The 23518-nt window shown below is 64.6% G+C and carries 19 protein-coding genes and 1 pseudogene; 15 read left to right on the top strand and 5 right to left on the bottom strand.

From position 1 onward, the window contains the following. Nucleotides 1–45 precede the first annotated feature (45 nt). The 4 genes and pseudogenes from aceF to ABIV12_RS05040 form a co-directional block, all read left to right on the top strand. Nucleotides 46–1593: pseudogene (gene aceF, locus ABIV12_RS05055) on the top strand (dihydrolipoyllysine-residue acetyltransferase); the annotation flags it as partial. A gap of 12 nt (nt 1594–1605) precedes the next feature. After that, complete coding sequence (locus tag ABIV12_RS05050) at nt 1606–2709, top strand: mechanosensitive ion channel domain-containing protein (protein ID WP_348056887.1); 1104 nt, start codon at nt 1606–1608, stop codon at nt 2707–2709. Between the two features lie 28 nt (nt 2710–2737). Beyond that, the gene (gene lpdA / locus ABIV12_RS05045; protein ID WP_348056885.1) at nt 2738–4588 is read left to right on the top strand and encodes a dihydrolipoyl dehydrogenase; all 1851 of its coding nucleotides are present in this window, start codon (nt 2738–2740) and stop codon (nt 4586–4588) included. A 4-nt stretch (nt 4589–4592) separates the two neighbouring features. Next, the gene (locus tag ABIV12_RS05040) at nt 4593–5354 is read left to right on the top strand and encodes an energy transducer TonB (protein WP_348056883.1); all 762 of its coding nucleotides are present in this window, start codon (nt 4593–4595) and stop codon (nt 5352–5354) included. Nucleotides 5355–5633: 279 nt separating this feature from the next. On the opposite strand, the gene ABIV12_RS05035 is transcribed toward ABIV12_RS05040, so the two are convergent. After that, a complete protein-coding gene (locus tag ABIV12_RS05035) occupies nt 5634–8153 on the bottom strand; it encodes a choice-of-anchor B family protein (protein WP_348056881.1) in 2520 nt (839 codons plus the stop codon). Between the two features lie 115 nt (nt 8154–8268). Beyond that, nucleotides 8269–8625 (bottom strand): antibiotic biosynthesis monooxygenase, encoded by a 357-nt coding sequence (locus ABIV12_RS05030; RefSeq protein ID WP_348056879.1) that lies wholly within the window; start codon nt 8623–8625, stop codon nt 8269–8271. Between the two features lie 174 nt (nt 8626–8799). Between ABIV12_RS05030 and ABIV12_RS05025 the strand changes: the two genes are divergently transcribed. The 5 genes from ABIV12_RS05025 to ABIV12_RS05005 all read left to right on the top strand — a co-directional run bounded on the left by ABIV12_RS05025 (nt 8800) and on the right by ABIV12_RS05005 (nt 14466). Then, complete coding sequence (locus ABIV12_RS05025; RefSeq protein WP_348056877.1) at nt 8800–9429, top strand: hypothetical protein; 630 nt, start codon at nt 8800–8802, stop codon at nt 9427–9429. A 5-nt stretch (nt 9430–9434) separates the two neighbouring features. Then, entirely contained in the window at nt 9435–10301 is an 867-nt protein-coding gene (locus ABIV12_RS05020) for an NAD-dependent epimerase/dehydratase family protein (protein WP_348056876.1), read from the top strand. Between the two features lie 84 nt (nt 10302–10385). After that, on the top strand, nt 10386–11159 hold the full coding sequence (locus ABIV12_RS05015; protein ID WP_348056874.1) for a DUF2884 family protein: 774 nt from the start codon (nt 10386–10388) through the stop codon (nt 11157–11159). Between the two features lie 143 nt (nt 11160–11302). Continuing rightward, nucleotides 11303–13447, top strand: a complete 2145-nt coding sequence (locus tag ABIV12_RS05010) for an Ig-like domain-containing protein (protein WP_348056872.1) — start codon at nt 11303–11305, stop codon at nt 13445–13447. A 116-nt stretch (nt 13448–13563) separates the two neighbouring features. After that, nucleotides 13564–14466, top strand: coding sequence for a hypothetical protein (locus ABIV12_RS05005; RefSeq protein ID WP_348056870.1), 903 nt, complete (start codon nt 13564–13566; stop codon nt 14464–14466). A 34-nt stretch (nt 14467–14500) separates the two neighbouring features. Here ABIV12_RS05005 and ABIV12_RS05000 read toward each other — a convergent pair whose 3' ends face one another. Both ABIV12_RS05000 and ABIV12_RS04995 read right to left on the bottom strand, forming a co-directional pair. After that, on the bottom strand, nt 14501–14965 hold the full coding sequence (locus tag ABIV12_RS05000) for an Mpo1-like protein (RefSeq protein WP_348056868.1): 465 nt from the start codon (nt 14963–14965) through the stop codon (nt 14501–14503). Nucleotides 14966–15021: 56 nt separating this feature from the next. Beyond that, nucleotides 15022–15918, bottom strand: coding sequence for a phosphoribosylaminoimidazolesuccinocarboxamide synthase (locus ABIV12_RS04995; protein WP_348056866.1), 897 nt, complete (start codon nt 15916–15918; stop codon nt 15022–15024). Between the two features lie 257 nt (nt 15919–16175). On the opposite strand from ABIV12_RS04995, the gene djlA reads away from it, so the two are divergent. Both djlA and rpe read left to right on the top strand, forming a co-directional pair. After that, a complete protein-coding gene (djlA, locus tag ABIV12_RS04990) occupies nt 16176–16961 on the top strand; it encodes a co-chaperone DjlA (protein ID WP_348056864.1) in 786 nt (261 codons plus the stop codon). A 140-nt stretch (nt 16962–17101) separates the two neighbouring features. Continuing rightward, nucleotides 17102–17776, top strand: a complete 675-nt coding sequence (gene rpe / locus ABIV12_RS04985; RefSeq protein ID WP_348056862.1) for a ribulose-phosphate 3-epimerase — start codon at nt 17102–17104, stop codon at nt 17774–17776. Nucleotides 17777–18117: 341 nt separating this feature from the next. On the opposite strand, the gene ABIV12_RS04980 is transcribed toward rpe, so the two are convergent. After that, a complete protein-coding gene (locus tag ABIV12_RS04980) occupies nt 18118–18312 on the bottom strand; it encodes a hypothetical protein (protein WP_348056860.1) in 195 nt (64 codons plus the stop codon). Between the two features lie 303 nt (nt 18313–18615). Between ABIV12_RS04980 and pdsR the strand changes: the two genes are divergently transcribed. The 4 genes from pdsR to ABIV12_RS04960 all read left to right on the top strand — a co-directional run bounded on the left by pdsR (nt 18616) and on the right by ABIV12_RS04960 (nt 23449). Then, nucleotides 18616–19311: a proteobacterial dedicated sortase system response regulator gene (gene pdsR, locus ABIV12_RS04975; protein ID WP_348056858.1), complete on the top strand. Its 696-nt coding sequence runs from the start codon at nt 18616–18618 to the stop codon at nt 19309–19311. 94 nt (nt 19312–19405) lie between these two features. After that, nucleotides 19406–21430: an ATP-binding protein gene (locus tag ABIV12_RS04970; protein ID WP_348056856.1), complete on the top strand. Its 2025-nt coding sequence runs from the start codon at nt 19406–19408 to the stop codon at nt 21428–21430. Beyond that, nucleotides 21427–22458 (top strand): sialidase family protein, encoded by a 1032-nt coding sequence (locus ABIV12_RS04965; RefSeq protein ID WP_348056854.1) that lies wholly within the window; start codon nt 21427–21429, stop codon nt 22456–22458. The genes ABIV12_RS04970 and ABIV12_RS04965 overlap by 4 nt, the downstream gene beginning before the upstream one ends. Before the next feature lie 274 nt (nt 22459–22732). After that, nucleotides 22733–23449, top strand: coding sequence for a hypothetical protein (locus ABIV12_RS04960; protein ID WP_348056852.1), 717 nt, complete (start codon nt 22733–22735; stop codon nt 23447–23449). Nucleotides 23450–23518 lie beyond the last annotated feature (69 nt).

Below are 23518 nucleotides of genomic sequence, written 5' to 3'. Positions count from 1 at the left end.
ATTCTCCGTGCAGGCGGACGCAGCGAATCGCCACGCGTTTGCTCAGCGGCGAGCATAGCGAGGTCACCGCAGCCCGTGCGAGCGCCGGATGGCGCGCGATGGACGGAGCCATCCGCGTCGCACGGGCCCGAATCGCGGTTCGCAGCATGACGCGGCCCCTGCAAATCGGCGAAACTCGCCAACCCGCATCACGATCCCGGAGCAAGCATGGCCGTACAGGAAGCGAAGGTGCCGGACATCGGCAACTACCCGAACGTTCCCGTCATCGAAGTCCTGGTCAAGGTCGGCGACACGGTGACGCGCGACCAGGGTCTGGTCACGCTGGAATCGGACAAGGCGACGATGGAAGTGCCGGCGCCGTTCGATGGCGTGGTGAAGGAAGTGAAGGTGAAGGTCGGCGACGAAATCGGCGAAGGCTTCGTCGTGGCATTGATCGAAGCCGCCGATGCCTCCCCGTCGAAGTCGGCGCCCGCAGCGCCGCCCACCTCGTCGCCACCCCCCGCGCCCGCTGCGCAACCGGCTGCCGCCACGTCGCCGTCCAGGTCGGAACCGCCGCCCGCGGCTCCGACATCCGCGCCGTCCGTCGACGACCGGTCGGGTGTCGACCCGGAGGCGGCCGGTCCACGTTCGCCGCCGGTGCCGTTCGATGCCAGTACGGTCATGCCCGACCAGGTGCCGTATGCGAGTCCGGCAGTCCGCTTGTTCGCACGTGAACTTGGCGCGGATCTCGCAAAAGTCGTCGGCACCGAGCGCAAGAGCCGCATCTCGAAACAGGACGTGCGCAATTTCGTGAAGGCGGCACTCACCGGCGGTGGTGCGTCGCGCGCGCCGAGTGGCGGCGCGGTCGGTGGCGGGCTCAATCTGCTGCCGTGGCCGACCATCGATTTTGCCAAGTTCGGTGCGGTGGAAAGCAAGCCCCTGTCGAAGATCAAAAAGATCGCCGGCGCCAATCTCGCGCGCAACTGGGTGATGATTCCGCACGTCACGCAGCATGACGATGCCGACGTGACCGAGTTGGAGCAATTGCGTGTCGCGTTGAACAAGGAAAACGAAAAGGCGGGCATCAAGCTGACGATGCTCGCGTTCCTGATCAAGGCCGTCGTCGCGGCTTTGAAGAAATATCCGGACTTCAATGCGTCGCTCGACACGACCGGCGACAACCTGATCCTGAAGAAGTATTTCCACGTCGGCTTCGCCGCGGACACGCCGAACGGCCTCGTGGTTCCGGTGCTGCGCGATGCGGACAAAAAGGGCGTGATCGAGATCGCGCAGGAAAGCGGTGATCTCGCGAAGAAGGCGCGCGACGGCAAGCTCGGGCCCGCCGACATGTCGGGCGGATGCTTCTCGATTTCCAGCCTCGGCGGTATCGGCGGCACCGCATTCACGCCGATCGTCAACGCACCCGAAGTCGCGATCCTCGGCGTATCCAAATCCGCGATGAAGCCGGTCTGGAATGGCGACGCGTTCACGCCACGCTTGATCCTGCCGCTGTCGCTGAGCTATGACCATCGCGTGATCGACGGTGCCTCCGCAGCACGGTTCACGGCGTATCTGGCGCAGGTACTGGCGGACATGCGGCGCGTGCTGCTCTAACCGACGTACACGATGGCCGCCGACGGCACCAGCAAGATCGAGAAAGCCCGCGACGATGCCGTGCGCGGGTGGAACGACGTTCTCGACAGCGGCAACGCGATACTCGATTTCAAGCTGATCCACGTGGCCGGTCTCGAGATCACGGTCGGCGCTCTCGTCGGCGCTGCGCTCATCGTGCTGCTGACCGTGCTGGTTTCCCGCGTCGGGCAGCGAGCACTCGATCGCTATGGGCGCAGCCACGCGAGTGCCAATCGTGCGACGTTGTACACGCTGTCGCGCATGATGCATTACCTGCTGCTGGCGATCGGCGGCATCTTCGCGCTGAGCGTTGCCGGCATTCCGGTGGCTCGATTTGCGGTGTTCGCCGGCGCGCTCGGCGTCGGTCTTGGATTCGGCCTGCAAGCGATTTTCAACAATTTCGTGTCCGGCTTGATCCTGTTGTTCGAGCGGACGCTGCAGGTCGGCGATTTCGTCGAACTCGCATCCGGCGTGCACGGCACGGTGCACGACATCCACATCCGCGCGACGCGCATCACCACCAACGACAACATCGACATCCTCGTGCCGAATTCCGAGTTCGTGAACGGGCGGGTGGTGAACTGGACGCTGCGCGATGTCTCGCGCCGGCTGAAAATTCCGTTTGGAGTTGCCTATGGAAGCGACAAGGAACGCGTCAAGAAGGCGGCGCTCGAGGCGGCGGTCGAAGTGCCTTTCACGTTGACTCAGGAAGGCGATCGTCGCCCGCAGGTCTGGCTGACCAGGTTCGGTGACTCGGCGCTGGAGTTTGCACTCGTCGTGTGGCTGACCGCCGAGGCCACCCGACGCCCGGGCTCGGTGACGGCTGCTTACAACTGGGCGCTCGAAAGCGCGCTTCGCCGGCACGGTATCGAAATTCCATATCCGCAGCGTGACCTGCACGTGCGCAGCTGGTTCGGACTTTCCGGCGCCCAGGGCCGCGATGCCGCGCAACAGGCGGGGCAAGGCGCGGACGACCCGTTGTCTGCGCACGAGCGCGCCGCGCTCGGCGAAAACGATGCTGCGCACGACGTCGATCGCGACATCGCGGAAAATCAGCGCACGGTGGCCCCACGAACGGATGCGGACCAACGCCGCTAGTACCGACCGGACTTTCAAGGAATACAACATGAGCAACACGATCGAAGTCAAAGTCCCCGATATCGGCAATTTCACCGGCGTCCCGGTCATCGAAATTCTGGTGAAGGTTGGTGACACCGTCGCCAAGGACCAAGGGCTCGTCACACTCGAATCGGACAAGGCAACGATGGAGGTGCCGGCGAGCGTTGCCGGCGTGGTGAAGGAAATCCGCGTCAAGCTCAACGACGAAGTGGCCGAAGGCGCCGTTGTGGTGGTGATCGAGACGCATGCCACCAGCGACGTTCCTTCCACTACGGAGCGGGGGAAGGTACCGAACGCGGAAGGGGGCGCTTCTGCATTGACGAGTCCGCCCGAAGAAAAGAGCGCGCCTCATGCACCCGTTTCCGCGGCGTCCGCCGCTGGCGAGGGAGTCGACGAAAAATCCGCGGCGCGAACGTCGAACGCTGCCGTGTCGTCCGGCCGCAAGGCGGACATCGAATGCCAGGTCGTCGTGCTCGGTTCGGGTCCGGGCGGTTACACCGCCGCATTCCGTGCGGCCGATCTTGGCCAGACGACGGTGTTGATCGAACGCTACGCCGCGCTGGGTGGGGTGTGTCTCAACGTCGGATGCATCCCGTCGAAGGCCTTGTTGCACGCGGCGCGCGTGATCGACGAGGCGGCGCACGCGTCGGAGATCGGCATCACCTTCGGCACGCCGAAAATCGATCTCGACAAGCTGCGCGCGAACAAGGACAAGGTCGTCGCGCAGATGGTCGGCGGACTCGCCGGCATGGCGAAGCAGCGCAAGGTCACGATCGTGCAAGGCACGGGAACGTTTCTCTCGCCGAACGAGATCGAAGTGACCGTCGAGGGCGGCACGACGCTCGTGCGATTCGAACATGCGATCATCGCGGCCGGCTCGCAGGCTGTGAAACTGCCCGGATTCCCGTGGGACGACCCGCGCATGATGGATTCGACCGACGCACTGATGCTCACCGACATTCCGAAACGACTGCTGGTCGTCGGCGGCGGCATCATCGGTCTTGAAATGGCCTGCGTGTACGAAGGGCTCGGCAGCGAAGTCACTGTCGTCGAACTGATGGACCAGCTGATGCCCGGCGCGGATCCGGATCTCGTGCGCCCGTTGCAGCAGCGCCTCGCCAAACGCTACGCCGGCATCCATCTCAAGGTGAAGGTCACGAAGATCGACGCCGAGAAAAAAGGCCTGAGGGCAATCTTTGAAGGGGACAAGGCACCCGAGCCGCAACTTTATGATCGCGTACTGGTCGCCATCGGGCGTTCCGCGAACGGAGGCAACATCGGCGCGGACAAAGCGGGCGTCGCGGTGACCGATCGCGGGTTCATTCCGGTCGACACGCAGATGCGCACCAACGTGCCGCACATCTTCGCGATCGGCGACCTCGTCGGTCAGCCAATGCTTGCGCACAAGGCGACGCACGAAGGAAAGGTCGCGGCGGAAGTGTGCGCTGGGCAGAAGAGCGAATTTGTCGCGCGCGTGGTGCCGAGTGTGGCCTACACCGATCCGGAAATCGCGTGGGTCGGCGTCACCGAAACCGAAGCGAAGAAGCAGGGAATCAAGTACGGCGTTGGCAAGTTCCCACACGCCGCATCAGGTCGCGCGGTCGGCATCGGACGTACCGAAGGCTTCACCAAACTGCTGTTCGACGAGGAGACACACCGCGTGATCGGTGGCGGCATCGTCGCTCCGAACGCCGGCGATCTCATTTCAGAAGTCGCGCTGGCGATCGAAATGGGCTGCGAGGCGGCGGACATCGGACTCACGATCCATCCGCATCCGACATTGAGCGAATCGGTCGGGATGGCGGCGGAGATTTACGAAGGGACGATCACGGATCTTTACATTCCGAAGAAGAAGTAGCGCTATGCGCGAGTCGATTCGGGCAAACTGGTGGCCGCCGATATTTGTCCTGGCAATTTGCGCCACTGGCAACGCGGCCACTGCGGTGATAGCGAACGAGCCAGCATGTACGGAACCGAGTTATTTGAAGTTGCGGCCGCCCAGATATCCGAGCTCCGCAGCGCAAAGACATGCCGAAGGTAAAGCAATTGTGGCGGTCAAAGTGGGCGCTGACGGTGTGCCCACGGATCTACGGATCGATGTCAGTAGCGGCGATGAGGAACTTGATGGCGCGGCGCTTGCCAGCGTCGCAGAGTGGCGATTCAATCCGCGCCGTTGCAACGGACACCCCTTCGTTTCAATGGCCAAGGTGCCGGTCGATTTTTCCCTCGCAGATGGATTGATCGAGCCAAAAAACGCGTTTCAAGTAGTCAGAGATGATGAAGCCCTGGAATTTCAGACCGTCGAGAAAGAACTCACCTATCTGCGCAGCGCTTCGGATATCCGCGAGCGTCGGACACAAAACGGATCTTTGTTTGTTCGCGAGGAAAGTACTCGCCGTTGGATTTTCGTCGAAGAAAGCATGCAGCTCAGGACGGAAGGCGTCAGTAGCCCCGGTCAGGCGATCATTCGAACACGACTGCGACCGCGCATGGACGTTTTCGAAGGGCTTTACGCTTTCGCCTGTGGTGGTCAGAAGGCGTGGTGCGATGCCATCCTGCAGACTCAGATCGCCGATTTGCTTGACCATCCTCCGCCGCCTCCGCCGCCAGGGTTTGCGGATTGAGCTGGGGGGCTGGAGTGGGCGAACCGAGCCTCCCAAGGTCGTGATCCGTCCTGATTTGGCGTGGCTCAGATTTGGCCAACCCGCGAAGCGACCACCACAATATCAAGATGCTGGAAAATCGTCGCAGCTTACGTGGCTCTGGCCAATCCGACGACGCGGAGCTGGATAATTATTCGTTCGTACGCTCCCACAAAAGCGCCCCCTTCCGCCCTCCGGGCACCTTCCCCGCTTTCGCAGGGGAAGGGACAAATTCGCTTGTTCTGTTGAGCGATGTGCCGATCAACGACTGGTGATATCGAATCCGTCGACGAAGATTGCGTCGCCGCTTGCCACGCACATGCCTGGCACCCGCGCATGCGTCAGCGCGACATCGTCGACGAACCAGCCGGCGCCGTTGGTGTTGGCATCAGAGCGGTACAGCCAGCGCAGTTTCACGGTCTGGCCGGCGTAGGACGAAAGATCGACCTGGTAGGGACTCCACGTGAACTGGCCGGTGCCGGTGAAGACGCCGGCACCCGCAGCGATTCCGCAGAGCGAGCCATTGCTGCTGCCGATCGTTCCCGGGTAACCGCCGGTCGGGGTCAGACGCGCCCAGCTGCCGCCATCGTCGGTCGACACGTCGATCACGCCACCGTCCCAACCCGACTGGATGTCCCACACCGTCCAGAACGACAGCTGCGACGACTCGCCTGCGCTGAGTTCGAGCGCCGGCGTGACCAGCGTGACGCACAGATTGTTTGCGGCGGTGGACCAGAAACTCTGCGTGCCGGTATGGAAGCGCGCAGTCGATGGATGCCAGCCGGCGTGTTCGACCTGGTCCGGCAAGCGGCCCGCCACGTCGGTCTCGAGCGGCGGATCGCCGGGCTCGGAACCGCTTGCGAACGCTCCGTCCGCTGCGGGGCCTGTCGGCGTCACGCGCAGGCGGATGAGGTTGTCGTCCTGCGCGCCGTTCGAGGAGTCGAGTGCGCGCACCGCATAGTACTGCGCGATGCCACTGCCCACTGACGTGTCGACATAGGCAAGATCGACGATGTCTTGCGCAATCCGGTTGTCCGGAGCAGGCGCGAAGTCGGACGTGGCTCCGCGGTGGATCGCGTAGTGCGCATCGTTGCCGCATGCCGGCTCAGCCTGCGCCCACGTCAGTGCGACGCTGCACGTCGCGGTGCCGCCGTTGTCCGCCGTGGCGATTCCGGCGAACAGCGGCGGCGCGGTGCAGCTGCCGCTGGTCTGTGCCTCGACGCACGACGACGCGGTCGACGCGCACAGTCCGGTCGCATCGCGCTCGATCACGCGATAGCCGTAAGTGACCTGACCCGACGGATCGGTGTCGGAATACGCAGGCGTCGTCAGATTTTCGGCGATCGACTGGAAGCTTTCCGCACAGCCACCTTGGGCGCGTTCGACGCGATAACTCGCCCCGCTCGCGGCGGATGCATTCCACACGAGATCGATGCGGTGGTCGCCATTCGCGGTCGCCACGACCCCGCCCGGTGTTGCCGGCGTGTCACACAGGCGGGGTTCGAGAACGAAGAAACCTTCGTCGATGCCGGTCGCGATCACCAGGCCGCTGCCCGGGAACCGGTAATTGTTCCAGCTGCCGTTGAACGCGGCGCTATTTCCCGCCGGGAACGTGTCGAAGAACGCCACCTCGGTCATCTGCGCTTGCGAGAGGTTGTCCATGCGGAGAATGCGCACGCCCGCTTCGTAGTTGGACTGGTACAGGTACTGGCCGTGCACGTAGAGGTTGTGGTCGATCACGCCGAGCGGACTCTCGTGATGACCCACCAGCACCGGTGCGTCGAGGTCGGACACATCCCACACGTAGGTCCACGCATTGTGTCCGCTGTTTTGCTCGTCGAGCTCGTCGTCGACCAGGAGATAACGCTGGTCGTCGGTCAGCCAACCCTGGTGCGGATACGAAGCGCCATCGTAGGTGACGGAGGCGAGCGTGTGCGGCGCGCTCTTGTCGGTCACGTCGACGATTGCGACCTTCTGCCTCGGGCCGTTTGCGTTGATGCAGATGTCGCGGCCGGCGTGTGCCGTGTCGGGTCCGGTGTAGACGAAACACTGCGACTCGTGCGTGTAGCCTGCATCGTTGACGCAACCGGCGAAGACCGGTTCGTCCGGAATGTGGATATCCAGGATCTGCAAGCCGCCGGTATGCGAATCGCCGGGGCAGGTGATGTCGCTGCCGGCAATCGATGCGAATCCGGTCGATTCGTTGATCGAGATCGTGTGGCCGCGCCCGAATGCGCCGTAGTGTGCGGTCTCGGTGAACGTCTGTGGCGTGGTCACGCCACGCAGCGCATCGAGGTCGAACACCTGCATGCCGTGCGCGCCGTCGTTGTCGGCGACGATGAACGCATGACCCTGGTAGACGCGCACGTCGCGCCAGATGGAGCTTCCGGTATGCGTTGGCAGCTTGCCGAGATAGCGCGGCACGTCCGGGTTGGAGAGGTCGTAGAACACGGTGCCGTTGTCGGCGCCGACCAGCGCGTATTCGATGCCCGATTCGGGATCGGTCCAGCCCCACAGGCTGTTGGTGCTCGACGCGGCGAATGCCGATACCGGCACGAACGCGCGCAGGTCGACGTTAGAGCAAGGGTAGGGTCCGGCCATGCCGGCGACGCACGGCGTCGCGCTCAGTGGGGCGAGCGGCATCGGCGACGCGGGACGGGCGGCGAGCAGCGCCCGCATTCCGCGATCAGGATCCGCGTCCGCCGCCACAGCGAACCGCCCACTGCCGAGCAGCAGGAACAGGAACGGCAGTGCGGCGCAAAGTGCGCTTCGAACAGACATCGGCTTCTCCCCGGAAGATCGACAGGACGTCGAAAGTCCGAAGTCTAGCGCCCGCACACGCGGTGTGGCATCGGACCGTGTCGTTGCGGTCACCGGCGCAGCAAGGCGAGGTCGATCAGCGGTGGCCGGCGTTTGGATCGGGTGTCGCTGCCGAGTCCGATGGCGGCAGGATCTGCTCCGCTACCTCGTAGTGCCGCACGAGCGGCTCCATCTCGAGGAGGTAATTCTCGTCCTCCGGATAGTAGACCGAGCGGTCCGGCTGCTCGCCGGCGAACGCGCGCACGGCCTCCATCGAATCCCACAGCGAGATCAGAACGATTTCGCTGTGCTCCCCCTGCAGCCTTCGCAAGACGCTGACTCCGCGGTTGCCGGGAGTGCTGGCATAGCCGCGCAGGCCCGTTTCGTGGAGATGGGCGATGTACGCATCCGCTTTTTCCGCGAGTGTGATGCCACGCCAGATACGCGCGATCATCGAGACGATCCTCCGCAGGCCGAATGCCCATCATCGCACGGGCTGTGTGCCTCGGGCAGGCGGAAACGGGAGGCGTGGCGGTTGCAATCGGCCCCCCTTCGCTGGGTCCGTGGCATTCCCTCTTGACGGGAAATACGGCAAGGTGGCGCCGAAACCGGTTGCGGGAGTCGTGCAATGGTGTGGATCGGATGGGTAATTGCGATCGTGGCGATCCCGCTGGCGGCGTGGCTGTTAAAGGAGCGGACGACCGAACGGTCGATGTACAGCGAGCTTCTTTGCGCGAAGATCAAGGTCGACAACGATCTCGACCTGTTGCGCGCGCAACACATCGTGCCTGGCGCGGTCGAGCCTCCGCCGTTCGCGGAATTCGGCGCCCAGCTGGAGGATCCGCTCCAATCGGTGCGTGCCCACCTGGACCGTGCCGGCCTGCAGCTCGACGACTACCGTGCGCGCGTGAAGCACTTCGACGAAGCGGTGCAGTATTGCCTGCAGCCGGTCGAACTCATTTTCGGCGCCGACAAGGCGACGCTCTCGGAGTTGATGCGCCATGTCGAGGGTGCGCGCCGCAAGCTGTTCGAATCGCGCTCGGCACTTGAGAAAAACCCGATGCACAACGGTGCCGGTGCGCTCGGTGTCGGCCTTGGCGACATGGAAGATCTGATCGGCCATGTTCGTACCATCGCCGCGCAACCCGCGGTCGATCGGCACGCAGACATCGAGCCGACCGAGCCGACCGACGATGGCTACGACGACGAGTTCGTTCCCAAGGGGCGGCCCAATCACGGCAACCCGATGCTGACCTGATTGCGATGGCGGTGGCGGTGGTCATCGGCGCGAGCGGCGCAGTCGGCCGCTTCCTCGTCGCGCGCCTGCTCGAACGTGGTGATGACGTCATCGCAATCAGCCGAAAAGCGCGCGTCAGTAGCCACGCGCGGCTGCGCTGGCTTGTCGGCGATCTGCATGCGGGTCTGCCGCGGTTGCCGGCGTGCGACGTGCTGTACAGCCTCGGCCCACTCGACGCGTTCGCGCTCTGGTTCGAAGAAACCCCATGGCCGGCACCTGTGCGCGTGATTGCGTGCAGCTCGATGAGCGCCGAATCCAAGCAGGGCTCGAGCGACGAGGCTGAGCGCGCCACGGCGGAGCGATTGCAACAGGCGGAAGCGGTATTGGCTGCTGCAGCCGCCGTGCGTGGATGTGCGTGGACCGTTTTTCGACCGACGCTGGTGTACGGCGCCGGTGTGGATCGCAGCCTTTCGCCGATTGCGCGGTTTGCCCGCCGATGGCGCGTATTTCCACTCATTCGAGGTGCGCGCGGATTGCGGCAGCCGGTGCACGCCGACGATCTTGCCGCTGCGTGCATTGCGATCTCCGTGCACGCCGAAACGATTTCGAAAATCTATCCGCTTGGCGGCGCGGAGCGCGTTGCGTTCTCGACGATGCTCGCACGCATTCGCGCATCGCTTCGGGTGGCAACGCTGCCGGTGCCGATTCCGCTGGTCGCGGTGCGAGCGTTGCGCGGCATCGCGAAGGCCGCCGGTGCACAGGCGTCGAGCGCGGCGGTCGAGCGCCTGCAGGTCGACCTGATTGCCGAGCATGCGTCCGCGATTGCCGATTTCGGATGGGCGCCACGCGGATTCCATCCGGTCGTCGACGCGTGGACGCCCGTGTCGTGGTAACTGCGAATGCCCCGAGGCCGTGCGCGGGTTCAGCGCGTGGGGTCTAGTCTTCATTCGACGACAAACCAACGAGGACCGTCTTCGATGCGACTGAACGCCTGGCTCATCGGCGGACTGCTGGCCGTCGCGCAAACTGCGAATGCACACGAGGATTTCACGAATCTCTGTCACGCCAGCAGCAGTTACGACCTGACGGTCGCACCGTCCTCGCTGCAGTTCGATCGAGCATCGCCTTCTCCGCGCAATGTGACGATGCAGGCAGGACGTGTGTCCGTTGACGGCATTCCGCTCCGACTCAATACCGAAGACGGTGATCGCATCGCGTTGTTCGAGGACGAAGTGCGCGCGCTGGTTCCGAAGGCGAAGGCGATTGCCGACCAGGGCGTCGACCGGGTGGTCAAGGCGATCCGCACCACCCTCGCCGCCGAGTTCGACGATGAGGAGACGCGGGCGCAATTCGATCGCGTGCTGGCTCGGCGCAGCGCCGAGTTGAAACGGCGCATTGCCGACAGCACCAGCACGCACGACTGGCAAGGCGACGCGTTCGACCGTTATACCGACGCGATCACCGCTGATCTGGCACCGCTGCTGACGTCGGCGTACGCCGAACGCGCGGCGGCGGCCGCGCGGGAAGGCGATCTCGGAGCCGTTCTGGCGGGCGCGCACCCAGGAGGCCTCCTCACCGGCGTGATCGCCGGCGATCTCGGCCAGCGCCTGGCGGCCACTCTTGCACCACTGCGCCCGCAGGTGAAGGCGCTGTGTCCTTCGCTGCAGCGCCTGTCGGAGCTTCAACGTGCAGTGCGTGGTGCAGACGGCAAGCCGCTCGACCTGATCGACATCGATTTGCCCCGACACTGAGCGTCTTGCGACGCAAGCGGCACAAGACGGCCCTGAACGGCGATTTTCGCCGCACTGCAGCGTTGCCAACGATCGTTTGAACGCTAAGATGCGCCGCTATCCATCGTCTCGATTTCATGGCGCCAGCCAGAGGGGAACCATCCATGCAGGTCCGATTGATCACGACCGCGGCAGTCGCCGTGTCCCTGGTGGGCGCACTGTCTGCGTCCGTCGCGCAGGCGTACGACTACACCGCCCCGGTTCCGTTCCACACGACGGTGAATTTCGACCCCGCCAATGGAGTGATCCCGTTCCCGAACGACCTGCTGCTGCTCGGCACGACGGATCTGACCCTCAACATCCCGGTCGATCCGAACGCCGCCGACGCTGGAACCAAGACCGCGCTCAACGCGCTCGACGGTTTCAGCACCTCGGCGCCGTGGTCGCTCGGCTTTTCGCAGCCGCTCGATGCGACCTCGCTCGCCGGCGGAGTGCACGTCTTCGAAGTCACCTTGTCCGGTCCAGGTGGCGGCGTCACCGGTGTGGTCCGTGAACTCGCATCACCCTCGGAATTCGTCGTCGCGCTGGCGCCGTCCGATGCGACCGCACGCACTGTCGCCATTGTCCCGACCGCGCCGCTGAAGGAGCGCACGTCGTACATGGCCGTGATCACCAACGGCATCAAGACCGCTGCGGGCGACAGCGTCCGTGGCTCATTGCCGTATCGCCTCGCCGAGCGCACCACCCCGCTGTGCTCGAATGGACAGTCCAACGTCTCTGCTCTCCCGGCTTCACAGGCCTGCGCGCTGGAGCCGCTGCGCCAGCTGATCAGTTCACAGGTGGCGGCCGCGTCGGGTGCCGGGGTGGACGCTGGATCGATTGTGATGAGCTGGGTCGCGACGACGCAAAGCATTACGCCGACGCTGCGGGCCATCACCGGCGTGATCGAGGCTTCGCCTGCCGCGACCGTGCACACCGCGCCGACCGGTCTGACCCTCGGCAGTCTCGGCCTTGGGCTGCCGCCGATCGCCGACATCACCATCGGAACGATTGACCTGCCGTACTACCTGACGGCGCCGTCCGCCGCGAATCCGACGGCGGCCTTGACGAGTTCGTGGCATGCCGCTCCAGGCGCCTACGTGCCGCAGTGCGCCCCGTTCGGTCTCGATCCAACCTCTACCAACTTGACGGCGTGCAATCCATTTCCGGTCGCAACATCCACGCAGACCGTGCCGATGCTGATGACCTTGCCGAACGCCGCATCCGGCAAGGTCAAGCCGGCAGCAGGCTGGCCGCTGGTGATTTTCCAGCACGGCATCACGCGCAACCGCACCGACATGTTTGCGATTGCCGGAACGCTCGCCGCGCAGGGCTTCGCGGTGGTGGCCATCGATCTGCCGCTTCACGGACTCACCAGTCCGACCAATCCGTTCTACATCGGCAACACGCCATTTGCCGCGCTCGGCGCTCACGAGCGCACCTTCGATCTCGACTTCACCGACAACTCGACCGGCGCGTCGGGCCCGGATGGCGTGATCGACACGTCAGGCAGCTATTTCATCAACCTCACCAGTTTGCTCACCTCGCGCGACAACCTGCGTCAGGGCGTCGCCGACCTGCTCGAACTCTCGCACGCGGCGGGATCGTTGCCGAACGTCGATGCGACACATGTCCGTTTCGTCGGCCAGTCCCTTGGCAGCATTGTCGGCACGACGTTCCTGGCGTTCGATCCAAACGTGCAGAGCGGCGTGCTCAATGTGCCGGGTGGCGGCATCGCGCGCCTGCTCGATGCATCGCCGGCGTTTGGTCCGCGCATTCATGCGGGGCTGGCTGCAGCGGGCATTCAGCAGGGCACGCCCGCATACGACGCCTACTTTGTCGCGACACAGACGGTGATCGACTCGGGTGACCCGATCAACATGACGGTCAACCACACCTACCTGACTCCGCGGGAAACCTCCGACGATCCGTTTCCCAAGAGCATCCTGCTTCAGGAAGTGATCGGCGGTGGCGATGTTCTGCCCGACCAGGTCATTCCGAACCGCGTCGCCGGTGCGCCGCTGTCCGGAACCGAACCGCTGATCGCGGCGCTCGGACTGGCACCGGTCAGCAACACCGTGCTGCTGACCAATGGAGGCTTGCATGGCGCGGTGCGCTTCCTTGAAGGCGACCACGGTTCAATCCTCGACCCGACCGGCTTCCCTGCCGCCACGGTGGAAATGCAGGGCGAAATGGCCAGCTTCGTGATTTCCAACGGCAATGCGGTGATCGTGAACAATCCGTCGATCGTCCAGGGTCCGCAGCCGTAAAACCGATCGGGCGCCGCGCTGTCGCTTGCGACAGCGCGGCGTGTGACGTCCGGCCCGGGCGCATTCGCCGCCTCGCCGGTCCAATGCCTCCGGTCCATCAAGGTCGGAGTGTGTTGATGCGCAGATTTTTCCCGTTCTTCACCGTGATGCTCATCGCGACGTCCGTCGGTGCGAAAGACTTGGCGCGGACGTTTTCGACCGACGTGCCGTTCTTCGACTGCGACGGTCTGATCTGCCTCGATGTCGTGATCGACGGTGCCGAGCCGCGCCGGCTGCTGCTCGACACCGGCAACGTCAACAACGTGTTCATCGCGGAAAGCGCGCGCGATGCCGGCTGGGCGCTTGATCCGTTGCTGAAGGAAGGCATCGCAATTCCCGGCCTCTATCGCGCCGGCGAGCATCGCGTCTCGATCGGCAGGGTGGACGCGAAGGTGCCGTTCTTTTCGTTCGACCGCGCGCAGCTCGGCCAGTATCCGCCGCCGGGTGAAGGCGCCATCACCTATCCGTTCTTCAAGGATCGCATCGTGCAGATCGACTATCCGGCGCACCGACTGCGGATTTCCGACATCGTCACCACGCCGCTCGCAGAGCGCGACGATGCGCAAGGGGTGCTCAAGCTGATCACATTCGGCGAGCACGGTCCTCCGGTGCTGGTTGCCTCGCCATTCCGGCTCAACGGCAAGAACCTGCGTGCGCAGATCGACACCTCATTCACCGGTAGCCTGCTCGTCTACGACGCTGCGATCGACGACCTCGGGTTGAAGCGGCAGGGCGCGTCCGAGCTGTTCCGCTACACCGATGGCGGCGTGAACCTGCGTGCGGCGCAGACGTCTCCGATCAGCTTCGCACGTCAAGAGATCGCGAAGAATTCAACGGTATACGAAGTAGGCGAGGGTGCGGTCCCCGTGCACCAGCCCGACCGTTTTTTCGAAGGAAAGGTCGGCAACGCGCTGTTCGCGCACAGCATCGTGACGATGGACTTCCACGCGATGACGATGGATGTACGCGCTGCGAACTGATCGTGTTGAGGGTCGATCGTTCGTGCGCGGCGAATCACCAGGCGATGCCGAACCGTCGCATCAGCTTTCCGGTCAGCCACGCCGGCCCGATCAACAGGTAGGCGAGGTCGGTGAAGAACGACGGACGCTTGCCTTCGATTGCATGGCCGATGAACTGGCCGATCCACGCGACGACGAACACGCCGATCGCGAGCCACGCAAGATCGACACGGCCGAGCGTGCGATACAGCATTTCAGTGAGCACACCGAGCAGGATGAACACGATCGCCATCGCTGCGCCGATTGGCCGCGACATCCGCCAGTAGAACGCGAACGCGCCGACCATCGCCATGCCGCACCAGAAGCCGGGTCGGCCGATCGTCGCCGGCACCGGAATGAGCCAGAACCCGGCGACTGCGGCCCACAGGATCGCCGGAACGCAGATCCAGTGGATCAGCCGATTGGTGTCGTTCTGGTGATCGGCGCTGTAGTGGCCGAACCATTCGTTGACGCTTCGCATGATCGCTCCCGTGGTTGGCGCGCGTTGCTTCGCGCCGCAACAGCGCCAATCATCGCTCAGTCGACGACGATGCCGGCAAGCTTCTGCAACGCTTCGGCGTACTTCGCTGCCGTGCCCTCGATCACCGCGCGCGGCAGCATCGGTCCCGGGGCGGTCTTGTTCCAGCGGAGCGTCTCAAGGTAATCGCGCACGAACTGCTTGTCGTAGCTGGGTGGGCTGATGCCGACACGGTAGTCGCTCGCCGGCCAGAAGCGCGAGGAGTCGGGCGTCAGCATCTCGTCCATCACGTACAGCGTGCCGGCGGAATCCGTTCCGAACTCGAACTTGGTGTCGGCGATGAGGATTCCGCGGTCCGCCGCATAACGCGCGGCAAAGCCGTAGATGGCGAGCGTCGCGGAGCGCACCTGCTCGGCCAGATCCGCGCCGATCGTCGCGACGACCTGGTCGAATCCGATGTTCTCGTCGTGTGCGCCAACGGCGGCTTTCGTGGACGGCGTGAAAATCGGTTCGGGCAGCCGCTCGGCCTGACGCAGACCGGCGGGCAGTTGAATTCCGCACAGCGAGCCGGTCGCCTGGTAGTCCTTCCATCCCGAGCCGATCAGATAACCACGCGCGATCGCCTCGACCGGCACGGGCTTGAGGCGTTTCGTCACGACGCTGCGCCTTTCGTACAACGCGGGGTCGACGCCAGGCGGCAGCGCGTCGGCGACGCGCTTTCCGGTCAGGTGGTTCGGGATCAGGTGCGCGGTCTGCGCGAACCAGAAGTTGGAGATCTGACAGAGCATCTCACCCTTGCCCGGAATCGGATCGGGAAGCACGACATCGAACGCGGAAAGCCGGTCGGTCGCGACCATCAGCAGTTCGTCCAAGCCCAACGCGTACACATCGCGCACCTTGCCGCGGTGAATGAGGTCGAGGCCGGGAAGATTCGATTCGGAGAGAACGGTTGGCACGATGGATTCCGATGACGGTTCGCGGGCGGGTGATTGTAAGGCGCGGCTTGCAGCGCCGTCGCGTCGCGGGTACCTGGAGCGAAGTGACAGAGCCCGCGCGGGGAATCGTGAATGCCGCTTCATCAGGCGCTTGCTAGAATCCGCCGCCCTGTCCGATTGCGCGCGACCCCATCCTTGATCACGTCGATGTCTCCCGTTCCCGCAGCGCAACCGCGACACCTCAGCGATCGCATGCGCGCGCGCCATGGAGATTGCCGATGAGCATCGTTGGCAAGCTGGTCGGCGCAATCGTCGGCCTGTTCCTGTTTCACAACCCGATCGGCTTGCTGATCGGCGCGATGTTCGGCCACATGTACGACAACGCGGTGTCGCGGCGCAAGTCGCCGTCGATGGGACAGGGTTTCATCGAGCCACTGTTCGCGTTCGCCGGCGCGCTGGCGAAGTCGGACGGGCGCGTGTCGCAGCCGGAGATCGCCGCGGCCGAGGCGTTGATGTCGCGGTTGCGCCTCGATACGGAGCAACGGCGCGTCGCGATCACGCGCTTCACCGTCGGCAAGCAGGACAACTTCGAGGCGGACTCGGCAATCGTCGGCTTGCGCGCCTGGTGCAGCGGTCGTCGCGACCTCGCCTTCATCGTGCTCGACCTGCTGCTTGATCTCGTCTACGCAGAAGGCGCGTTGGCACAGGCCAAACTGACCTTGGTCCGGCGGCTGTGCGCGTCGCTCGGCGTCGGCGAACACGAGCTCGCAGCCCTGTCGGCAATGAAGGGGTACGCGTCCGCGGCGTCCGGATCCCGTGGCTATGGCCAGCGGCCGCCGCCGTCGGCGCGTCCGTCCGACGTCGATCCGTACGCCGTGCTCGGCATCGAACGCGGCGCGAACGACAGTGACGTCAAGCGCGCCTATCGAAAGCTGATGAGCCAGCACCATCCGGACAAGCTCGGAAGCGATGTGCCCGACGAGATCAAGCGCCGCGCGGAGTCGCGCGCACGCGAGATCAATGCTGCTTATGAGCACATCAAATCCGAACGCGGCCAGAAATGATTCGAGCGAACCGGCTTGCGAAAGCCCATTCGCCGTCTCAAGAATAGACGCTTTTGTCGGAGCGGCTTCAGCCTCAATGCCTTAGGCTTGTCCGATGTCGCGGCGCCGAGCCGCATGAGCGCCGCAGCCAGGAGACGAACGTGGCCAAGCAAAACCCCGTCATCGCCCCATCGATTCTTTCCGCCAACTTCGCGCGCCTTGGCCAGGAGGTCGACGCGGTGCTCGCGGCCGGCGCGAAGTGGGTGCATTTCGACGTGATGGACAATCACTACGTGCCGAACCTGACGATCGGCCCGCTGGTGTGCGAAGCGCTGCGCAAGCACGGTGTCACCGCGCCGATCGACGTGCACCTGATGGTCAAGCCGGTCGATCGCATCGTGCCCGACTTCGCCAAGGCCGGCGCGACCACGATCAGCTTCCATCCCGAGGCGAGCGAGCATATCGACCGCACGATCCAGCTGATCAAGGCGTCCGGTTGCCAGGCCGGCCTCGTGTTCAATCCGGCGACCTCGCTCAATTATCTGGACTACGTGCTCGACAAAATCGACCTGGTGCTGATCATGTCGGTCAATCCGGGTTTCGGCGGCCAGAGCTTCATCCCGTCCGCACTCGACAAGCTGCGCGCCGCCCGCGAGCGCATCGACGCAAGTGGTCGCGCGATCCGCCTCGAAATCGACGGCGGCGTGAAGCCCGACAACATCGCGGAGATCGCGCGGGCCGGCGCCGACACGTTCGTTGCCGGTTCGGCGATCTTCAGCGAGAAGGACTACAAGGCAGTGATCGCGCGCATGCATGCGGCGATCGAAGGCGGCTGATCGATAAACAGTGTCTATGGACGTCATTCCCGCGAAGGCGGGAATCCATTTTGCCGTGGCGCTAGAAAATGGATTCCCGCCTTCGCGGGAATGACGTTGTCTGTGGAAATTCCCCTTCGTTTTCCGTACGCCCAGCATCCATGGTCATCGCCGGAAATTGCTCCTGCATTTTGACCCACATGGATGTGGGGAATGTCTGCCAGCGTCGGGAACGCCTTAAGACCCGGCATACCGGCCATCCATGGCCATAAAAGGTCCCGCGCCGGCCCTCGGGGAGGAGGGGGGGCATTCGGCCGGCGCAGGAAGACAACAGGGTTGTGGTTGAAGGCGTGATGCGTGGGTCAGATCCCGAGCCACATTGGATCGGCACACTCGTCGGCGACCAGGCGATCGGCGTCGCGCAGTGCCGCGAGACACGCTGGGGCGACCAGGGCCTCCGCGCCGAGCCAGAACGAATCGCCGATGTCGTCGAACGCGGGATCGCAACACGCTCGAGGCGGAGCTGCGCGCCGGTTGTTGGGCAGATGAAACTTCATCGTCGTCTGCGTTTCAGAAGTTCAGCGCGGTGGCAAGCCCGAGGGCGAGCGCGAGCAGCGCAAAAACCACGCGTAGAGGTTCGCGGGTGTAGAGCTCCGCGTTGGGATCGGGGCGTTCGGTCTTCATGGGATGGGGACTCGGCAGTGGGTGCGACGCCATTGCAACGCCGGCAGCGGCCCGTGCCGCGCTCGGGTTGAGGCGATCCGGCGACCGTTTGTGGCGATTCGATGGCAGCTCCCCTCCCGCCATTGCGCGGGTCGGCGACGCCTGCGTAAGCTCGGATCCACGTTCAGGAGTCCGCCATGCCCCGCAGCATCGCCATCGTCGAAGACGAACCGCTGATCCGCGCCAACTATTCCAAGGCGTTGACCCGGCTGGGCTACGACGTGCGTGGCTACGCATCGCGCGGCGAAGCGGAAATCGCGTTCGCGCAGCGGTTGCCAGAGCTGGTGATCATCGATGTCGGTCTCGGCGATGAACCCGAAGGCGGCTTCGAACTCTGCCGGGGTTTGCGCGCGAAGGCGCCGACGTTGCCGATCCTGTTCCTCACTGCGCGCGATTCGGATTTCGACGTGATCTCGGGCCTGCGTCTCGGTGCCGACGACTACCTCGCCAAGGACATCTCGCTGCACCAGCTCGCGGCGCGTATCAACGCGTTGTTCCGACGCATGGAGGCGTTGCGCAAACCGGTTGCGGCGGACAGCGTGATCACGCAAGGGCCGCTCGCGATCGAGACCGAGCGCATGCGCGTCAGCTGGAACGGAGTCGACGTGCCGCTCACTGTCACCGAATTCTGGATGGTGCATACGCTGGTACGTTTTCCCGGCCACGTGAAGAACCGCGACCAGTTGATGCGCGATGCGCAGGTCGTTGTCGACGACGCCACGATCACCTCGCACATCAAGCGCATCCGCAAGAAATTCATCGCGATCGATCCCGCGTTCGACGCGATCGATACGGTGCATGGGGCGGGGTATCGCTGGAAAGGCCGGGAATAGAAACCACGGAACAGGGAATGGGTAGAGCGGCGCGTACCGGCTGCACATGGCTCCGATTCCCGATTCCCGATTCCCCACTCCCCGGCTCAAGCGCATGTCCCTCCGCTTCAAACTCCTGCTGGTGGCGCTGTCGACGCTTGCGTTGCCGTGGGCCGGCTGGCAGTTCGTCCGGCAGACCGAAGCGCTGCTGCGACAAGGTCAGGAGCAGGCGCTGGTCGCATCGGCCGACATGCTCGCCATGGCGCTGGTGGCGTCGCACGTGCAGATGGCGCCCGCCGGCGCGGTGATCTACGCAAACCGACTCGAGGAACCCGTGACGGTCGACGGCTATGCTGATGATTGGTCGGCGCTGCGGCCATTTGCACAGGCGCTCGGTCCCGCGCAGGACTCACAGAAGCTGCGCGTGACCCTGGCCCGCCGAGCGGACGACCTGTACCTGCTGGCGGAGGTGCGCGACGCGACGCGCACGCGCGTCGATCCAGCCGATTCGCGTTCCGCGACCAGCGATCACGTGACACTCGTGCTGTCTCGCGGTTCGCAGACGCGACGTTACCTGCTGTCGAGTGCCGCACCCGGTTCGTTCGATGCGCCGGCGATCGGCAGCGGTGACCCGTTGCCCGAACATGTCGGTGGCGTGCTGCAGGAGGATGGCTCGGGCTACCGGATCGAACTTCGCCTGCGCGGCAACTTGCCGGAGAAGATCGGCATCGCCGCGTTCGATGCCGCGCAGGGCGGCGCCGACGAGCCGGAGCTGCGCAGCGTGATCGGTTACGACGAGGGCGCCGCGCGCACGCTGAAGCCGCTGGTGCCCGAACATGCGCGCGCGCGAATCGTGACGGCGGACGGCTGGCTGCTCGCGGATGCAGGTCGCCTCGTCGCTGCCGACCCCGCACCGTCGAGCGAATCGGGTTGGTTGGCGAATCTGGTTTACCGTGGCGTGGTCGCTCCCGGTTTCGCAGGGTCCGCCGCACTCGGCGTTGCCGCGCCACTCATTGATGCGCCCGAGGTCTGGCAGGCGCTGTCCGGCATCGTCGCGACCAGCTGGCGTGCCGGCAACCAGGACGGCGTGGTGCTTCTCGCAGTGGCGGTGCCGCTGCGCGAGGGCGACGAGTCGCGCGGTGCGCTGGTGCTCGAACAAGCCAGTCGCGCCCTGCCGCTGCTCGCCAATCGGGCTCTGATGGGTCTTGCCACGGCGACACTGGCCGCGCTGCTGGTCTCCGGTGCGATTCTGCTGCTGTTCGGCGCCTCGCTCTCGTTCCGCATCCGCCGCCTGCGCAACGCAGCCGAGAGTGCTGTGCGGACGTCCGGACGTCTGGACGTCCCGTTGCCGCTGATCGATTCGCCCGACGAACTCGGTGACCTCGCGCGAAGTTTCGCCAAGCTCGTCGACGAGGTCGGATCCTATACGGAATACCTGCGCACGCTGGCGTCCAAACTCTCGCACGAGCTCAACACGCCGCTGGCCATCGTGAAGTCCTCACTCGACAACCTCGACCATCAGCCGCTGCCGGCGTCCGCTCGACCGTATCTCTCGCGTGCCCGCGACGGCGCGGAACGCCTCGGTGGCATCGTCCGTGCGATGAGCGAGGCGAACCGGATGGAGCGTGCGATTGCTTCGGCAGAAGCGGAAGACGTCGACCTCTGCGCCCTGATCGCCGGATGCGCCGAAGGCTACCGTGCGCTCGCGGGGTCGCGCGAACTGAGACTCGATCTGCCGGCAGCGCCGGTCTCGTTCCACGGCGCACCGGATCTGGTTGCGCAGGCGCTCGACAAGCTGTTCGACAATGCATGTTCGTTCACGCCGGAGGGCGGCTGGATCGCCCTGTCGCTCCGTACGCGCGAGGCGGTCAGCATCGTCGAGGTCGCCAATGCAGGTCCGCTGCTCCCCGCGGCGATGCAGGACCGCCTGTTCGATTCGCTGGTGTCGCTCCGAGAACGCAGCGCGCGCAGTGGCGAGACGCCGCACCTTGGCCTTGGCTTGTACGTCGTTCGCCTCGTGGCGGAACTGCATCGGGGCAATGCGTCCGCGGTGAATCTCGCGAACGGCGAGGGCGTGGCGTTTTCGCTGTCCATGGCCGGCATGCCGCGTCGACGGCTGGCCGACGGAGAAGCGCAATGAAGGGCTGTCGGCATTCATTGATCGCCTTGATGATCCTCGGCTGTGGCTACGCCGATGCGTTCGGAGATGTGACCGGAGGTCCGGCGCTCGATTACCAGCCATCGGTGATCCGGTCCAGCGACGATGGTGCCCGTGTGGTCGTGTTCGAGCGGCTCGATCCGACGACGACCGATGGCGATCTGTGGATGACGCACTCGCTCGACAACGGCGGTAGCTGGAGCGATCCGATCGCCATCATCGCGACGGCCGCGAATGAACGGCATCCGGCATTGGTCCAGACCGGTCCTTCCAGCTACGTGCTGTTCTACCTGAAGGGTGCGAGCGCCGCATCGAGCTTTCGTATTCGCCGCGCGACGAGCGCCGACGGCATCACATTCACCGAGCAGGCGCAGCTGGACCTTGGCTGGACGAGCGGAGGGGAGATCAACCCGCATGTCATCCGGCACGTCGACGGTCGGATGACCATGAGCTATCAGCGGCTGGGCAGTGGCAGCTTCGTCGCCGAGTCGAACGATGATGGCGCGACCTGGGATACGCGAAGGACATCGATCGCGAGCTCAAGCCAGTTGCCCCGCATCGCCTTTCGCGAAGTGGACGGCGTGTACCTGGCGAGCTACCAGGTCGGCAGCAGCGAGCTCGCCATGGTCGTGAAGACGACGACCGACGTGTACGACTGGAGCGCCGCTGCACGAGGTTTCGCCACCACCGGGAACAACCACGACTCGCTTCCCATCGTGATGCCCGATGGCGCATTCGCACTGTTCTGGATCCGCGCGAGCGCCAATCAGTTCGATGTCGCCGTGCGTCGATCCGTCGATGGCGTCACGTGGGAACCGGCGCTCGCCGTGACGGACAGCGTGGACGCGGACGATGTCGAGCCCCACCCCCTCATCGACGGATCGAACGACACGGTCGAACTGTACTGGGGACGCGGTACCCCGGTCGGGGGCAGCGACTACGACATCGTGCGCGAGGCAGACGTTCGTGTGAGCGACGTCGTGTTCGTCGACGGCTTCGAGGGCAATTGAATGCGTCGTGGCGATCCGGAATTCGGTACAGCCATCCCACGCCATGACGTCAATTGCCGCGCTCGGCCCTCCGCGGCATCCGGCCACCGGACCCTCGAGATGTCCTCCAACGACACCTCCATCCCGGCACCGTGCAGGATGCTGGCCGAGGGAAAAAGCCTGATGGCGGTTGGCGGTCGAGCGAGTCGGTCGGACTTGACCTTCCTTGACGGCGGGTTTTCAATGCGAATCGGGCAGCGCGTATGTTCCGTCCGAACCTGCAGGAAGTACCGTCATGGCGAATTTCCGACCGCTCCACTTCACGCTCGGCGTTCTCTTGTATGGATGCACGGGCCTCTTGTCGGCGGCTTCGATCCCCGCGCTCTGGGAGGAACCCAGCAGCTTTTTCCCGGGTACGTACTTCGACCACAAGGCGCAGTGGTACCTCAAGAACAAGGATTACCGCGCTGCGCTGGAAATGTTCCAGCTCTCCGGCTTCTGGGGCAACAAGCTCGCGCAATACAACGCAGCCGTGATGCTGTTCAACGGCATCGGCGTACCGGTCGACAAGGTCCAGGGCGTCGCGTGGTTCCGGATCGCGGCAGAAACGCACGGTGATCTGGTGGACAACGCGCTGAAGGCTGCCAGCGACGAGCTGACAGACCCGCAACGTGCCGAAGCCGATGCGCTATGGCAGACCCTCGATGCGAAGTATGGCAACAAGGTGACCCTGGACCGCGCCATCGCGCGCTATGAGGCCGATCTCTACACCTCGACCGGCCACGGCCATTGGAAAGGCAACTTGCAGGTCTACGAGATGTCCGGCGGTGGCGCGTCGGTGCCCGGAGAGGTTTTCGACAAGAGGCGCGATGCGCAATTTGCGGCTTTCATCGGGCAGCTCACCGGCACAGTCACGGTTGGCAAGATCACCGCACTCGCGGTGCCTGATGAGGTCAGGACGCATGCGTCGACGTCGCGGATCGACGGTGGCGAGGGCTTGCCAAGACCCTGACCGATGCCGATGCCGGTTTGCCCGGCATGCGGACGATGGTTCGCGGCAGACGCAGGCCACGCAAGCTTG

It is taken from the genome of Dokdonella sp., from assembly GCF_039926425.1.
Lineage (GTDB): Bacteria > Pseudomonadota > Gammaproteobacteria > Xanthomonadales > Rhodanobacteraceae > Dokdonella_A.
This window is presented reverse-complemented; position numbering and strand designations above follow the sequence as displayed.

Bases quoted from the DNA above. Each gene is read 5' to 3' on its own strand.
- ABIV12_RS05015 (WP_348056874.1), top strand. From the start codon at position 10,386: ATGCGACTGAACGCCTGGCTCATCGGCGGACTGCTGGCCGTCGCGCAA.
- ABIV12_RS04965 (WP_348056854.1), top strand. From the start codon at position 21,427: ATGAAGGGCTGTCGGCATTCATTGATCGCCTTGATGATCCTCGGCTGT.
- ABIV12_RS05000 (WP_348056868.1), bottom strand. From the start codon at position 14,965: ATGCGAAGCGTCAACGAATGGTTCGGCCACTACAGCGCCGATCACCAG.
- ABIV12_RS05020 (WP_348056876.1), top strand. From the start codon at position 9,435: ATGGCGGTGGCGGTGGTCATCGGCGCGAGCGGCGCAGTCGGCCGCTTC.
- djlA (WP_348056864.1), top strand. From the start codon at position 16,176: ATGAGCATCGTTGGCAAGCTGGTCGGCGCAATCGTCGGCCTGTTCCTG.
- ABIV12_RS04980 (WP_348056860.1), bottom strand. From the start codon at position 18,312: ATGAAGTTTCATCTGCCCAACAACCGGCGCGCAGCTCCGCCTCGAGCG.
- ABIV12_RS05050 (WP_348056887.1), top strand. From the start codon at position 1,606: ATGGCCGCCGACGGCACCAGCAAGATCGAGAAAGCCCGCGACGATGCC.
- ABIV12_RS04970 (WP_348056856.1), top strand. From the start codon at position 19,406: ATGTCCCTCCGCTTCAAACTCCTGCTGGTGGCGCTGTCGACGCTTGCG.
- ABIV12_RS04960 (WP_348056852.1), top strand. From the start codon at position 22,733: ATGGCGAATTTCCGACCGCTCCACTTCACGCTCGGCGTTCTCTTGTAT.
- ABIV12_RS05005 (WP_348056870.1), top strand. From the start codon at position 13,564: ATGCGCAGATTTTTCCCGTTCTTCACCGTGATGCTCATCGCGACGTCC.
- lpdA (WP_348056885.1), top strand. From the start codon at position 2,738: ATGAGCAACACGATCGAAGTCAAAGTCCCCGATATCGGCAATTTCACC.
- ABIV12_RS05030 (WP_348056879.1), bottom strand. From the start codon at position 8,625: ATGATCGCGCGTATCTGGCGTGGCATCACACTCGCGGAAAAAGCGGAT.
- ABIV12_RS05025 (WP_348056877.1), top strand. From the start codon at position 8,800: ATGGTGTGGATCGGATGGGTAATTGCGATCGTGGCGATCCCGCTGGCG.
- ABIV12_RS05040 (WP_348056883.1), top strand. From the start codon at position 4,593: ATGCGCGAGTCGATTCGGGCAAACTGGTGGCCGCCGATATTTGTCCTG.
- pdsR (WP_348056858.1), top strand. From the start codon at position 18,616: ATGCCCCGCAGCATCGCCATCGTCGAAGACGAACCGCTGATCCGCGCC.
- ABIV12_RS05035 (WP_348056881.1), bottom strand. From the start codon at position 8,153: ATGTCTGTTCGAAGCGCACTTTGCGCCGCACTGCCGTTCCTGTTCCTG.
- ABIV12_RS05010 (WP_348056872.1), top strand. From the start codon at position 11,303: ATGCAGGTCCGATTGATCACGACCGCGGCAGTCGCCGTGTCCCTGGTG.